The organism is Microbacterium sp. CCH5-D1, assembly GCF_001557335.1.
GTDB lineage: Bacteria > Actinomycetota > Actinomycetes > Actinomycetales > Microbacteriaceae > Microbacterium > Microbacterium oxydans.
In genome coordinates, this window is sequence record NZ_LSJW01000046.1 from 1 (window position 1) to 13,228 (window position 13,228).

Annotated in this window: 14 protein-coding genes and 3 tRNA genes; 11 read left to right on the forward strand and 6 right to left on the reverse strand. The window is 68.7% G+C overall.

Going from position 1 to position 13,228, the window contains the following annotated elements; all coding sequences use genetic code 11:
• Positions 1-12: 12 nt before the first annotated feature.
• From AX744_RS03045 to AX744_RS03055, 3 genes are all read right to left on the reverse strand, one after another.
• A tRNA-Phe gene (locus AX744_RS03045) sits at positions 13-85 on the reverse strand.
• A 69-nt stretch (positions 86-154) separates the two neighbouring features.
• Positions 155-228 (reverse strand) — tRNA-Asp (locus AX744_RS03050).
• Between the two features lie 27 nt (positions 229-255).
• Positions 256-328: transfer RNA gene (locus AX744_RS03055), tRNA-Glu, on the reverse strand.
• Positions 329-537: 209 nt separating this feature from the next.
• Here AX744_RS03055 and AX744_RS03060 point away from each other — a divergent pair.
• Positions 538-1,908: a M23 family metallopeptidase gene (locus AX744_RS03060; RefSeq protein ID WP_061015357.1), complete on the forward strand. Its 1,371-nt coding sequence runs from the start codon at positions 538-540 to the stop codon at positions 1,906-1,908.
• A gap of 72 nt (positions 1,909-1,980) precedes the next feature.
• Here AX744_RS03060 and AX744_RS03065 read toward each other — a convergent pair whose 3' ends face one another.
• Both AX744_RS03065 and AX744_RS03070 read right to left on the reverse strand, forming a co-directional pair.
• On the reverse strand, positions 1,981-2,472 hold the full coding sequence (locus tag AX744_RS03065) for an inorganic diphosphatase (RefSeq protein ID WP_061015358.1): 492 nt from the start codon (positions 2,470-2,472) through the stop codon (positions 1,981-1,983).
• An 83-nt stretch (positions 2,473-2,555) separates the two neighbouring features.
• Complete coding sequence (locus tag AX744_RS03070; RefSeq protein ID WP_061015359.1) at positions 2,556-3,221, reverse strand: TMEM175 family protein; 666 nt, start codon at positions 3,219-3,221, stop codon at positions 2,556-2,558.
• Between the two features lie 83 nt (positions 3,222-3,304).
• Here AX744_RS03070 and tilS point away from each other — a divergent pair, with 83 nt between their 5' ends.
• Complete coding sequence (gene tilS / locus AX744_RS03075) at positions 3,305-4,297, forward strand: tRNA lysidine(34) synthetase TilS (RefSeq protein ID WP_061015360.1); 993 nt, start codon at positions 3,305-3,307, stop codon at positions 4,295-4,297.
• A 41-nt stretch (positions 4,298-4,338) separates the two neighbouring features.
• Here the strand turns inward: tilS and AX744_RS03080 are convergent, their stop codons facing one another.
• The gene (locus AX744_RS03080; RefSeq protein WP_061015361.1) at positions 4,339-4,935 is read right to left on the reverse strand and encodes a DUF937 domain-containing protein; all 597 of its coding nucleotides are present in this window, start codon (positions 4,933-4,935) and stop codon (positions 4,339-4,341) included.
• 132 nt (positions 4,936-5,067) lie between these two features.
• Here AX744_RS03080 and hpt point away from each other — a divergent pair, with 132 nt between their 5' ends.
• The 9 genes from hpt to AX744_RS21185 all read left to right on the forward strand — a co-directional run bounded on the left by hpt (position 5,068) and on the right by AX744_RS21185 (position 13,164).
• A complete protein-coding gene (hpt, locus tag AX744_RS03085; protein WP_046746747.1) occupies positions 5,068-5,619 on the forward strand; it encodes a hypoxanthine phosphoribosyltransferase in 552 nt (183 codons plus the stop codon).
• A gap of 112 nt (positions 5,620-5,731) precedes the next feature.
• Positions 5,732-7,732 (forward strand): ATP-dependent zinc metalloprotease FtsH, encoded by a 2,001-nt coding sequence (gene ftsH, locus AX744_RS03090; RefSeq protein ID WP_046746746.1) that lies wholly within the window; start codon positions 5,732-5,734, stop codon positions 7,730-7,732.
• A gap of 1 nt (position 7,733) precedes the next feature.
• Positions 7,734-8,339, forward strand: a complete 606-nt coding sequence (folE, locus tag AX744_RS03095) for a GTP cyclohydrolase I (protein ID WP_061015362.1) — start codon at positions 7,734-7,736, stop codon at positions 8,337-8,339.
• Positions 8,336-9,145 carry a dihydropteroate synthase gene (gene folP / locus AX744_RS03100; RefSeq protein WP_061015363.1) on the forward strand — a complete coding sequence of 270 codons (810 nt, stop codon included), beginning with the start codon at positions 8,336-8,338 and terminating at the stop codon, positions 9,143-9,145. The genes folE and folP overlap by 4 nt, the downstream gene beginning before the upstream one ends.
• 34 nt (positions 9,146-9,179) lie before the next feature.
• On the forward strand, positions 9,180-9,575 hold the full coding sequence (folB, locus tag AX744_RS03105; protein WP_061015364.1) for a dihydroneopterin aldolase: 396 nt from the start codon (positions 9,180-9,182) through the stop codon (positions 9,573-9,575).
• A complete protein-coding gene (gene folK, locus AX744_RS03110; RefSeq protein ID WP_046746742.1) occupies positions 9,572-10,111 on the forward strand; it encodes a 2-amino-4-hydroxy-6-hydroxymethyldihydropteridine diphosphokinase in 540 nt (179 codons plus the stop codon). The genes folB and folK overlap by 4 nt, the downstream gene beginning before the upstream one ends.
• A complete protein-coding gene (locus AX744_RS03115; RefSeq protein ID WP_046746741.1) occupies positions 10,108-10,590 on the forward strand; it encodes a DUF3180 domain-containing protein in 483 nt (160 codons plus the stop codon). Before folK ends, AX744_RS03115 begins: the two co-directional genes overlap by 4 nt.
• A complete protein-coding gene (locus tag AX744_RS03120; RefSeq protein ID WP_046746740.1) occupies positions 10,541-11,122 on the forward strand; it encodes a PH domain-containing protein in 582 nt (193 codons plus the stop codon). The genes AX744_RS03115 and AX744_RS03120 overlap by 50 nt, the downstream gene beginning before the upstream one ends.
• Positions 11,119-13,164: a PH domain-containing protein gene (locus AX744_RS21185; RefSeq protein WP_061015365.1), complete on the forward strand. Its 2,046-nt coding sequence runs from the start codon at positions 11,119-11,121 to the stop codon at positions 13,162-13,164. The genes AX744_RS03120 and AX744_RS21185 overlap by 4 nt, the downstream gene beginning before the upstream one ends.
• The last annotated feature ends 64 nt before the right edge of the window (positions 13,165-13,228 follow it).

Below are 13,228 nucleotides of genomic sequence, written 5' to 3' on the forward strand. Positions count from 1 at the left end.
CGATCACTCGTGTGGCTCCGACCGGCATCGATCCGGTGACCTTTCGATTTTCAGTCGAACGCTCTACCAACTGAGCTACAGAGCCGCGCGACCGGCGAACCTGTCGCGTCCTAGACGAAGAGCCCTCTCCGAAGAAAGAGCTCATCGCACGGAGCGACCCTGACGGGACTTGAACCCGCGACCTCCGCCGTGACAGGGCGGCACGCTAACCAACTGCGCTACAGGGCCATACTTGTTTAATTATATCGGAAGGTGTGACCCCAACGGGATTCGAACCCGTGCTACCGCCGTGAAAGGGCGGCGTCCTAGGCCGCTAAACGATGGGGCCGAGTCAGTCCCGGGGGACTTCCTTGCCGACGCTCAAGCATAAGGGATGTTTCAGGCAAATCGCGAATCGAGGGCGCGGCGCCGCAACCCGGGCGTGTTTCCGGGGCACGATCGAGGGGTCGGTGGAGGGCGGAGGAGCGGCCGTGCCCCTGGTGCGGATGTGAAAGTTGTTGTTACTGTGGCAACTGTGAAACCGGCGGAAGGGGCCGTGTGAACGACAAGATCACGCTGGATGCTGCGGTCGCAGCAGCGTCCGAGGACTGCGGCTGCGCGCCCACTCCCACAGAACGCCGCGCCTTCGGTGCGATAGGCATCAGTCGTCGAGGAGCCCTCGGCATCGGCGCGCTCGGCGTCGTGGCGCTCAGCGCCTTCGGCGTCACCAACGGTGTGAGCGCCGCGTATGCCGCCACGTACCCGAGCTGGGATGACGTGCAGCGAGCGAAGAATAACGAGGCGGCCAAGGCTGCCGAGGTCTCGCGTATCGAAGGGCTGATCCAGTCCCTCACGCAGAAGGTCGCCGAGACGCAGGCCGCGGCGAAGGTCGCATCCCAGGAGTTCTACGACGCGCAGCAGGCGTACTTCGCCGCAGCGACGGAAGCCGACACCCTGCAGGCGAAGGCCGACGAGCAGGCTGCGGTCGCCGACAGTTCTGCTCGCAAGGCGGGACAGGTGGCTGCGCAGCTCTACCGCAACGGCGGCGACGACACGTCGATGGAGCTGTTCTTCGCCGGGTCGGCGAACAACGCCGATGAGCTGCTCGCGCGCCTCGGCACGATGGACAAGCTGCTCGAGTACAACCAGTCGGTCTACGACAAGGCTGTCGCCGCGCGAAACTCCGCGCAGTCGCTCAGCGATCAGGCCGTCGTCGCTCGCAACGAGCGCGACCGGCTGCAGAAGGTCGCCGAAGAGAAGATGGTCGTCGCGCAGCAGGCGGCGGAAGCAGCTCAGGCTGCCCTGGACGAGCAGTCCGCGAACCTCGCCACCATGCAGGCTCAGCTTGCGGCCCTCAAGGACGTGACGACCCAGACCGTGGCCGGCTACCAGGCCGGTGTCGAAGCCGAGGCGAAGGCCCGTCGCGAACGCGAAGCCGCCGAGCGCGCTGCCGCAGCGGCGGCAGCCGCGGCCGGTGGCGGAGGCGGTGGCGGTGGCGGAAGCCAGGGCTCCGGCGGCTGGTGCCGTCCGCACGGCGGCGGGAAGAGCTCGGGCTACGGCCCTCGCTCCGTGCAGTGCGGCTCCCAGGGCTGCTCCTCGTCCTTCCACTACGGAACCGACTTCGCCAACGGCTGTGGCTCTCCGATCTACGCCGCGAACTCCGGGACCGTCGACTATGCGGGCCCCAACTCCGGTTACGGCAACTACATCCGCATCCAGCACGGCGGCGGCATCGGCACGGGCTACGCCCACATCCGCGACGGCGGCATCCTCGTCCGTTCGGGTCAGCGCGTGAACTCCGGCCAGGTCATCGCATATGCGGGCAACACCGGCCGCTCGTTCGGCTGCCACCTCCACTTCGAGGTCTACGTCGGCGGTCGCCCCGTGAATCCCGTCGCGTTCCTCGGCGATCGCGGAGTGTCGGCCTGAGCCGCTCCCTCCTGACATGAAGAAGACCCCCGGCCGCTGAGCGGAACCGGGGGTCTTCTGCGTGCGTGAGGGTCAGTGGCCCTGCTCGCCGAAACGGAGGATCGCCTCGTCGAGGATGCGCTGCGCCTCGGCGGCGTTCCCCCACTCGTCGACCTTGACCCACTTGTTGGGCTCGAGGTCCTTGTAGTGCTCGAAGAAGTGCGCGATCTCCTTCTTCGTGTACTCGGCGATGTCGTCGATGTCCTGGATGTGGGCCCAGCGCGGGTCCTTGGAGAGCACGGCGACGAGCTTGTCGTCTCCGCCGGCCTCGTCGCTCATCTTGAGCACGGCGACGGGGCGGACCTCCACGACGACGCCCGGGTAGATGGCGTGGTCGAGCAGCACGAGCACGTCGAGCGGGTCGCCGTCCTCGCCGAGCGTGTTGTCGAAGTAGCCGTAGTCGGCCGGGTAGCCGAAGGTCGTGTAGAGCACGCGGTCGAGGTGCACTCGCCCGGTCTCGTGGTCGACCTCGTACTTCACGCGGCTGCCGCGCGGGATCTCGATGACGGCGTCGTGTGCGCCCATGCGTGTGCTCCTCAGGAAAAGTTCGGTTGGATGCCGCCGACTAGCCTACCTGCGGCGCTCGCACCCCCGTTGGTCGCGAGCGCTCAGGGTCCGGCGTCGGTCTCCGGCCGCGGCTCTTCGGTTCCGCGCCTGCGCAGCAGCCGATTCAACAGCCGGCTCGTCGGGTCGCTGAGCAGCAGCAGGAAGAGCCCGGCGTACCCGTTCGGCGCAGCGAGGACGGCGATGACGAGGGCTGCGGCGAACAGGATGATCGCCGCGAGGTCTCCGATCGCCCCCAGCCGGATCGTCTCGGTCGACGCCGTGGTGAGTTCGCGGTGACGCGCGAGATAGAGCCAGCCGGCGAGAGTCGTCACCTGCGTCATGATCAGCGTGCCGATGTAGACCACCGCCTGGAGGGCGTCGGTGTCCATCTGCCCGATCATCGCCGTGGGAACGGGCAGCCAGACGATCGTCGCCATCCACGCGACGTTGATCCACAGGAGGGGGACGGTGACCCACTCCACGTCGCGGTACTGGCGATGGTGGCCCATCCAGAACGTCGCGATGAGGAGGAAGCTCAACCCGAAGCTGAGCAGCTGACCCGCGTGCTCGTTCAGGAATTCGGCGGTGGTCAGCTGACCGGAAGCCGCTTCGGAGACGGACTCCATCAGCGGGAGGATGAGCAGTGTCATGGCGATCGCGACGACGGCATCGACGAAGGCCTTGAACCTCTCGGTGCGGAACGGTCGTGTGCTCGTCTCATCGGTCACGGCGTCAGGATAGCCCCGCCCGCGGCCGTCGCCATCGACCGGGACCGGGCGCGCCGATCCTCGAGGTGCCCTAGCGTGGAGGCGTGCCGTCACTCGCTCCCGCCATCGCCGAGATCCGCCTCGCCGTGCGCACCGCGCTCGCCGACCTTCCCGAGGGTGCGGCCGTCATCGTCGCCTTGTCCGGGGGTGCGGATTCGCTCGCGCTCGCCGCGGCCGTCGCGTTCGAAGCGCGCAAGCTCGGACTTCGTGTCGCGTCCCTGACCGTCGATCACGGCCTGCAGCACGACTCGGCAGACGTCGCATCCGCGGCGGCTCGTGCAGCCGCCGACCTCGGCCTCGACCCGTTGATCGTGCGCGTGGACGTCGCAGGGGAGGGCGGTCCTGAGGCCGCCGCCCGAGAGGCGCGATACCGGGTGCTGCGAGACGCGGCTGCCGACGTCGGAGCCGCCGCCGTGCTTCTCGGGCACACGCTCGACGACCAGGCGGAGACCGTTCTGCTCGGCCTGGCTCGTGGCTCCGGGGCGGCCAGCCTGCAGGGGATGGCTCCGGTCCGTGAGGATGAGGACGGTGTGCGATGGGTGCGTCCGCTCCTGGGCGTGCGCCGCGAGACGACGCGCGCTTTCTGCGTCGCCTCCGACCTCACGCCGTGGGACGATCCGCACAACCGCGACGACCGCTACGCCAGGGTCCGGGTGCGCGAGCGCGTGCTCCCGGTTCTCGAAGACGAGCTCGGTCCCGGCATCGCCGAGGCCCTCGCCCGCACGGCGGAGCAGCTCCGGGAGGACGCCGAGGCGTTCGACGAGATGATCCACGAGACGATCGAGGACATCGTCGAGCATGCGGAAGCCGGGATCTCCGTCAGCGTGGCGGCGCTCGCCGCGAATCCCGCCGCACTGCGCAACCGGATCATCCGGCTCGTCGTCGACAGCGAGTTCGGGGTGAGCCTGACCAGGTCGCAGACGATCGAGGTCGCGCGGCTGGTCACCGACTGGAATGGTCAGGGGCCGATCGACCTGCCGGAGTGCTCGGCCGTGCGCCACGGGGGGCGCATCGTCTTCGCCGCATCCGGTCGCTGAGCGGGGACCACCGCTGCGCGACCGGATGCGTGCATGTGGTCTTACTTCTTGCCGCCGAACAGGCCGCCGAGAATCCCGCCGAGGTCGATGCCGCCGCCGGAACCACTGCTGTTGCCGCCGCCGAGGAGTCCGCCGATGACATCGCCGATGCCGCCGGACGAGCCGCCGCTGTTGCCGCCGCCCAGCAATCCGCCGATCACATCGCCGATACCGCCGGAGCCCTCCGCGCCCGCGTCGGCCTTCGCCGACTTGTCCTTGGTCGCGTTCGCGATCAGGCCCATCACGATCGGGGCGAGGATCGGAAGGAGCTTGCCGAAGTCGATGCCGGGGGTCGCCTTCGACTCCGTGAGCTCCTTCGTCACCTCTTTCTCCTTCGAACCGAGGATGTGGGAGACGATCTTGCCGCCGTCGGCCTGATCGATGTCGTCGACTTTCGACGCGCCGGAAGCGCCCTCATGCTTCTTCAGCGCGTTCCGGATCGCCGCGGAGCCCTCATCCGTCTCGGCGTTCTTGGCGAGGCCGCCGAGCAGCACCGCGCCGCCCTGCTCGACCGCGACCTTGGCTTCGTCCCGCGAGACGCCCAGCTTCTCGGCGATGTCGTCGATCGGCACCTGGTTGAGGATGTCGTCAAGAGCCATGGTGAATCCTTCCGTCGGGGCGTCCGCCCGCATCACCGCTCACAGTAGTGCGGATGCCCGGCGAGGGGCAGATGCCGTCCCGATGAACAGACCTGGGACCGAGCATCCGATCGCGTCGCCTAAAATCGATCCATGCGCGCCGCGGAGATCCAGGACGACCTTGCACAGATCCTCGTCACCGAGGAGGAGATCCACGCCAAGCTCGACGAGCTCGCAGCGCAGGTCGCCGAGGACTACGCGGGCAAGGACCTTCTCCTCGTCGGCGTGCTGAAGGGCGCGGTCATGGTGATGGCCGACTTCGCGCGGGCGCTGCCGTTCCACGCTCCGATGGACTGGATGGCGGTGTCGAGCTACGGTGCCAGCACGAAGTCGAGCGGCGTGGTGCAGATCCGGAAAGACCTCGACACGGACCTCAACGGCAAGCACGTGCTCATCGTCGAGGACATCATCGATTCCGGCCTCACGCTGAGCTGGCTGCTGGAGAACTTCGGATCGCGCGGCGCCGAGTCGATCGAGGTGCTGGCGCTCCTGCGCAAGCCCGAGGCGGCGAAGGTCGAGATCGACTGCAAGTACGTCGGCTTCGACATCCCGGTGGAGTTCGTCGTCGGTTACGGCCTCGACTACGCAGAGCGCTACCGCAACCTGCGCGACGTCGCCGTGCTCGCCCCGCACGTCTATTCCTGAGGTCGCAGACCCGGCCGCGGTGACGCGGCGACTCCGACCTCGCCGTCGAACGCTACGCCGTGGGTGAACGCACAGCGACCCCCTAGGGCGCGCGCGATACGCTGATCCGATCATGGATGTGAAGAAGCTCACCCGGAATCCGCTGATCTACGTCGCGCTGATCGGCGTGCTCCTGTTCGGCGGTTTCCTGCTGATCTCGAATCTGGGTGCGCCCAAGCAGATCACGACGCAGGAGGGGCTGAAGCTCCTCTCCGGCACTACGGTCACCGAGGTCGTGAACACCGATGGCGATCAGCGCGTCGACATGACGCTCTCCAAGCCGTTCCAGGGCTCCGAGAACGTCCAGTTCTACTACGTCGATGCGCGCGCCGACGAGGTCGTCAAGGCCGTCAACGATGCAGCGCCGAAGGACGGCTTCAACGACGCCGTCCCGCGTGCGACCTGGTTCGACGGCTTCCTCTCCCTTCTTCTTCCCCTCGTGCTGCTCGGTCTGCTGTTCTGGTGGCTCCTGTCCTCCATGCAGGGCGGCGGCGGCAAGGTCATGCAGTTCGGCAAGTCCAAGGCCAAGCTCGTCAGCAAGGAGACCCCGACCGTCACCTTCGCCGATGTGGCCGGTGCCGACGAGGCCATCGAGGAGCTCCACGAGATCAAGGAGTTCCTGCAGGACCCCGCGAAGTTCCAGGCGATCGGCGCCCGCATCCCGAAGGGCGTGCTGCTGTACGGCCCTCCCGGAACCGGAAAGACCCTCCTCGCCCGCGCCGTCGCCGGTGAGGCCGGCGCCCCGTTCTACTCGATCTCCGGTTCCGACTTCGTCGAGATGTTCGTCGGCGTCGGTGCCTCTCGCGTGCGCGACCTCTTCAGCCAGGCCAAGGAGAACGCTCCGGCCATCATCTTCATCGACGAGATCGACGCCGTCGGTCGTCACCGCGGCGCCGGCATGGGCGGCGGAAACGACGAGCGCGAGCAGACGCTGAACCAGATGCTCGTCGAGATGGACGGCTTCGACCCGAACGCGAACGTCATCGTGATCGCGGCCACCAACCGTCCGGACATCCTCGACCCCGCACTGCTGCGCCCCGGCCGCTTCGACCGTCAGATCGGCGTCGACGCCCCCGACCTCAAGGGTCGCCAGAAGATCCTCGAGGTGCACAGCAAGGGCAAGCCGCTGTCGAAGAACGTCGATCTCGAGGTCGTCGCCCGCAAGACCCCCGGCTTCACCGGTGCCGACCTGGCGAACGTGCTGAACGAGGCCGCGTTGCTCACAGCCCGCTCGAACGCCCAGCTCATCGACAACCGCGCCCTCGACGAGGCCATCGACCGTGTGATCGCCGGTCCGCAGCGCCGCACCCGCGTGATGAAGGACAAGGAGAAGCTCATCACGGCGTACCACGAGGGCGGACACGCGCTCGCGGCGGCGGCGATGAACTACACCGACCCGGTGACCAAGATCACGATCCTGCCTCGTGGCAAGGCGCTCGGCTACACGATGGTGCTGCCGCTCGACGACAAGTACTCGGTCACCCGCAACGAACTGCAGGACCAGCTCACCTACGCCATGGGCGGCCGCGTCGCGGAGGAGATCGTCTTCCACGACCCCACCACCGGTGCCTCGAACGACATCGAGAAGGCGACCTCGATCGCTCGCAAGATGGTCATCGAGTACGGCATGACGACGCAGGTCGGTCCGGTCAAGCTCGGCACCGAGGGCGGCGACATGTTCGTCGCACGCGACATGGGCCGTGGCCGCGAATACTCCGAGAAGGTCGCCGAGCGCGTCGACGCCGAGGTACGCGCGCTCATCGAGCAGGCGCACAACGAGGCCTACGAGGTCATCAGCGAGAACCGCGACATCCTCGACAAGCTCGCCCTGGCCCTGCTCGAGGAGGAGACCCTCGACCACAACCAGATCGCGGAGATCTTCACCGAGATCAAGAAGCTGCCGGAGCGCCCGCTGTGGCTCTCGAGCGAAGGGCGTCCGGTCTCGGAGCGTCCTCCGATCGAGGTGCCGAAGAAGGACGTCTCGCTGGCGGCATCCGTCGAGGCTCCGGCCGGCGCACCGCGCACGCAGCAGGGCTCGGCGGGAGCAGGGAACCCGCGGCCTGCGACGGCGTGACGTGACGGTCGACAGAGAGCGCGTCGAGCGGCTCACGCGAGAGCTTCTCGCGGCGATCGGCGAAGACCCGGACCGACCGGGATTGAAGCAGACCCCGACGCGCATGGCCGAGCTGTACACGGAGTTCTTCTCCGGAGTGGGCGAAGACCCGGCTGAACCGCTCGCGCGCACCATCAGTGTCTCCCGAGGCCCCGCGCCCGACACGCTGCCCTCCGGTGCCGTGCTGCTGCGCGACATCCGCTTCCGCTCCGTCTGCGAGCACCACCTGCTGCCCTTCGCCGGGCACGCGCACATCGCCTATCTCCCCGGCGAACAGGTCGTCGGGTTGGGAGCGCTCGTGCGGGTCGTCGAGATCCTCGCCGCGCGTCCGCAGGTGCAGGAACGGCTTGGCGAGCAGATCGCCGACACGATCGCGGAGCACCTCGACACCCGCGGTGTGCTGGTCGTGCTCGACGCGGCGCACGGCTGCGTCACCATGCGCGGCGGACGCCAGACCGAGGCCTCGACACTCACCATCGCGGCGCGCGGTGAGTACAACGATCCCGTCTCCAGGGCCGAGCTCATCACTCTGATCGGCTCGGCCGGCTTCGGAGCAGCGCACGGATGACGGGCATCTGGGGCATCGTCAACGTCACTCCGGACTCGTTCAGCGACGGGGGCCGCTACCTCGACGTAGATCGCGCGGTGGCCCACGGGCTGCGGCTCCGCGCCGAGGGAGCAGCTGTGCTCGATGTGGGTGGTGAATCGACCAGGCCCGGCGCCGACCGGGTCGGCACCGACGTCGAGCAGCAGCGAGTGATCCCGGTGATCGAACAGCTCGCTGCCGCTGGCGTGCCGGTCAGCGTCGATACGCTCAGCGCCGCCACAGCAGCCGCCGCCGTGCGGGCGGGGGCCAGGATCGTCAACGACGTCTCCGGGGGGCTCGCCGATCCGGAGATGCGCGCTGCCGTCGCGGAATCCGGCGCCGACTTCGCGATCGGGCACTGGCGCGGGTTCTCTTCGGACATGTATGCCAATGCCGAGTACCACCGCGTCGCGCGCGAGGTCGCCGGCGAACTGCAGGAGCGCATCGGTGAGGCGGCCTCATCGGGGATCGCGCCGTCTCGCCTCATCATCGATCCCGGCATCGGGTTCGCGAAGTCGGGAGCGCAGAACTGGGACATGCTGCGCGGGCTCGACGAGATCGTCGCACTGGGCCCTCGGGTGCTGATCGGCACGTCGCGCAAACGGTTCCTCGCAGAGGTACTCCGTCAGGAGACAGGTCCCGACGAGGAGGTCTCCGAATCCCGTCGCGACCTCGCCACCGCCGTCACCAGTGCGCTCGCGGTCAGAGCCGGAGTGTGGGCCGTGCGTGTGCACGACGTGGCGTCCACGCGCGACGCCCTGGCGATCGCGCACGCCTGGGAAGGCTGAGGGCGTCTCGGGGCGATCCCCGTACGCTAGACGTATGGAGCCCCTCGACGAGATCGTCCTCACCGGTCTGACGGTGTTCGGTCGTCACGGCGTCTTCGAGCACGAGCGTCAGGACGGCCAGGAGTTCACGATCGACCTGCGACTGCGGCTCTCCCTCGCGCGTGCCGCTGCCTCCGACGATGTCGTGGACACGGTGCACTACGGCGAGCTGGCCGAGAAGGTCGCCGCGGTCGTGTCGGGGGAGCCCGTGAACCTGATCGAGACGCTCGCCGAACGCATCGCCGCGGTCGGTCTCGACGACCCACGGGTGCAGGACATCACCGTGACGGTGCACAAGCCCCACGCCCCGATTCCCCTCGACTTCGCCGATGTGGCGGTCACCCTGCATCGCCACCGAACCCCTGATGCGCCGGAGGACACAACCGCATGAGCCGCAACCTCGCGAACCCACCCGCAATGCCGGCGCCTCGCCCCGGGCGGCCGGAGGTGACGGCCGTCGTCGCCCTCGGCGCGAACCTCGGCGATCGCCATGACACGATCACCGCTGCCGCCGAGCGGATCGCACGACTGCCGCTGGTCAGCGAGGTGCGGTTGTCGAAGCTGTTCGAGACGGTCGCCCTCCGGCCCGACGGTCCCGATCCCGACGCCCCCGGCTACGTCAACGCGGTGGCACTGGTCACCACGCGTCTGGCCCCCGAGATACTGCTCGGAATGCTGCACGCCATCGAGGACGAGAACGGTCGGGAGCGCCGTGAGCGCTGGGGCGACCGCACCCTCGACCTCGACCTCATCGCGTACGGCGACGTCATCTCCGAGGAACCGCATCTGCAGCTGCCGCACCCGCGTGCCGCCGAACGCCTCTTCGTGCTCGACCCCTGGCTCGACGTCGATCAGGACGCGGTGCTGCTCGGTCGGGGGAGGGTCGCCGACCTCGCGGCCGCCCTTCGTGCCGGAGGCGAGGGATGAGACGCACCTCCGCCGGCGTGCTCGTCCTCCTCGCACTGCTGGGCGGCGGCGTCGGCTTCCTGCTCGACCATCTGCTGACGGCCTCGGGGCGCGCGACTTTCACGCCGTCGCTCCTGCTGCCGGTACTCCTGCTGCTGATCGCCGCGGCATCTCTCGGCGTCGCCTGGCCGGTGCGACGCAGTGTGCGTTCGGGCATCCGCATCGACCCGTTCCGTGCGCTGAGAGCGGCGACGCTCGCCCGTGCATCCAGCCTTCTCGGCGCGATCATGGCGGGGTTCGGAGCGGGGCTGCTGGTCTTCCTCCTGTCGCGCCCCGTCGTTCCGCCGGTAGGGTCGACTGTGGCCATGCTGGCCCTGATCGGAAGTGCGATCGTCCTCGTGATCGCCGCTCTCGTCGCCGAACAGTTCTGCACCCTGCCGAAGGATCCTGATGACTCAGAACCCAGAGACCGCGCCCCTGAACCCGGCGGAGGGCACTGACCTCGACGCCCTCGACCGTGGCACCTACACGCAGCTGCGCACGGCGCGCAACGAGGCCCGCCTGGAACTCGACGGCACCTGGCACCAGATCTCGCCGCGCTACGTCGTCTCGCAGATCGTCCAGAACGTGATCTTCCTCGTGATCGTCGCCGCCGCCGCGATCGTGCTGAACATCGTGCTGGAACAGGACTGGGTGTGGATCCCGGCCGGTGTGATCCTGCTGATCACGGTGGTCACCCTGATCATCCTCCCGCGTCAGGCGAGGGCGATCGGCTACATGCTGCGCGCCGACGACATCGTCTTCCGCAAGGGGATCCTCTGGCAGCGCATGATCGCCGTGCCCTACGGCCGCATGCAGCTTGTCGACATCACGCAGGGGCCGCTCGACCGTGCCTTCGGGATCGCCCAGCTCAAGATGGTCACGGCTGCGGCGACGACCGGTGTGCAGATCCCCGGTCTCACGCAGGAAGCGGCCGAGGCACTGCGCGACACGCTCATCCATGTGGCCGAGACCCGACGGACCGGCCTGTGAGCGAGCAGCAGCCTCCGCTCGCGACGCACAGCCCGCAGGCATCGGCGGGGGAGGCCCCGACGACCCTCGCGAACGGCGAGTGGCACCGGATGCACCCGCTCACGCCGCTCTTCAAGGGCGGCCTGGCGCTCATCATCATCGGCGGCATCGTCATCGCGAACATGCGCGACCGCCTGATCTCCTGGGCCGTCGCGCTCTTCGCGCCGGAAGAGGCGCATTACGGCGACTACGCCGGCGCCGATCCCGTCGACTGGGTTCTCTCGAACAACCTGATCCTGGTCGCGTTGCTGAGCGTGCTGGGCCTCGTGATCGTGCTGATCCTGATCTTCTGGTTCATCTGGCGCTTCCAGCAGTTCCGCATCACCGGTGACCACGTCGAGGTCCGCAAGGGCATCATCTTCCGTTCGCACCGACGCGCGCCGCTCGACCGCGTGCAGGGCGTCAACCTGACGCGTCCGTTCCCCGCGCGCATCATCGGCCTCGCGAAGCTCGAGGTCGTCGGTGCCGGCAATGACGCGAACGTCGAGCTGGAGTATCTGGCTACTCCGCGTGCCGAATCCGTGCGCGCCGACATCCTCCGTCTGGCGTCCGGTGCGCGCGCGGCGCGCGACGCCGCGCTCAACCCGGCAGCAGCCGCAGCGGCGGCGGCCGCACCGGCATCCGCGCGAGCGCAGCTCGTCGGATCGATGAACGCGGGAGTCAACGGTCTGATCGCCGGAGTCGATCTCGCCGACGTGGTCCCCGAGAGCGTCGTGAAGATCCCGACCGGTCGGCTGGTCGGATCGCAGCTCATCTCCGGACTGCTGTGGTTCGTCTTCTTCGGTGCGATCTTCGCGATCGCGATCGGCAGCGCCCTGATCGGGATGCTGGCCGACGGCAACTCGGACGGGGGGTTCATCCTCCTCGGGCTGGGACTCGGCATGGGCGTTCCCATGATCGTCGCCGTGGTCGGTATCACCTGGGCGCAGATCTCCAAATCGCTGCGCTACTCGATCGCGCCGACACCGGACGGCGTGCGGATCACGTACGGTCTCCTCACGACCGTCACCGAGACGCTCCCGCCCGGTCGCATCTTCGCCGTGGAGGTGTCGCAGTCGCTGCTGTGGCGTCCCTTCGGCTGGTGGACGATCAAGATCAACCGGATGAGCGGCAAGAGCGCGGCGCAGCAGTCATCGGGCAGCGGCCAGCAGTTCAACGTGGTGCTGCCGGTCGGCAAGCGTGCCGATGTCGAGCGGGTGCTCGCGCTCGTCCTTCCCGACGTGCCCGCCGAGAGCATCCCCTCGCTGTGGGAGCAGGGCATCGTCGGCCCTGAGGGTGACGACACCTATCGGACCATGCCCCGCCGAGCGCGGTGGCGACGTCCGTTCTCCTGGAAGCGTCACGGGTACCTGGTCGCCGACTTCGGGCTGCTGCTCCGCCGCGGGAACGTGTGGCGCAAGCTCGCCGTGTTCCCGCTCGCACGGCTGCAGGGCGTCTCGCTGAGCCAGGGGCCGATCGACCGCGCGCAGCGTGTGTCCGGTGCGCAGGTGCACACCGTTCCCGGTCCCATCACCGGCTACCTGTCCGGTCTCGAGCGTGCCGATGCGCTGGCGCTGATCGACGAGGTCACGGCCGCAGCGGCGGAGGCCGCGTCCCGCGACACCACTCACCGGTGGAGCGAGCATGCGGCGCCGCAGCCGGTCGCCGCACCTCCCGCACCTCCTGCGTACACGGGACCGCCGCCCGTCGCCGCACCTCCGGCGTACACGGGGGCGGCGCCGGTCTTCCCGGCTCCGGAGCACACGGCTCCGCCCGCGCCTCCGCTCGTGCCGCCCACACCTCCGGCAGCTCCGCCCGCACCTCCGGTAGCGCCGCTCGCGCCTCCAGTCGTGCCACAGGCGACAGCGCCGGTCGCTCCGCCCCTGCCTCCGGCGGTTCCGTCTTCGCCCTCGGTGAACGCCACGACCCCGCCCCCGGTTCCTCCGGCCGTGCCTCCCGCCGCGCCCGAGGCTCCCTCCGAACCCCCGCTGCGACGGCGGAGACGGAGCGACGATGGCACGTGACGGGCGCCTCGGTGTCGGCATCATCGGTGCCGGCCGTGTGGGCCCGGTCGTGGGCGCAGCCCTC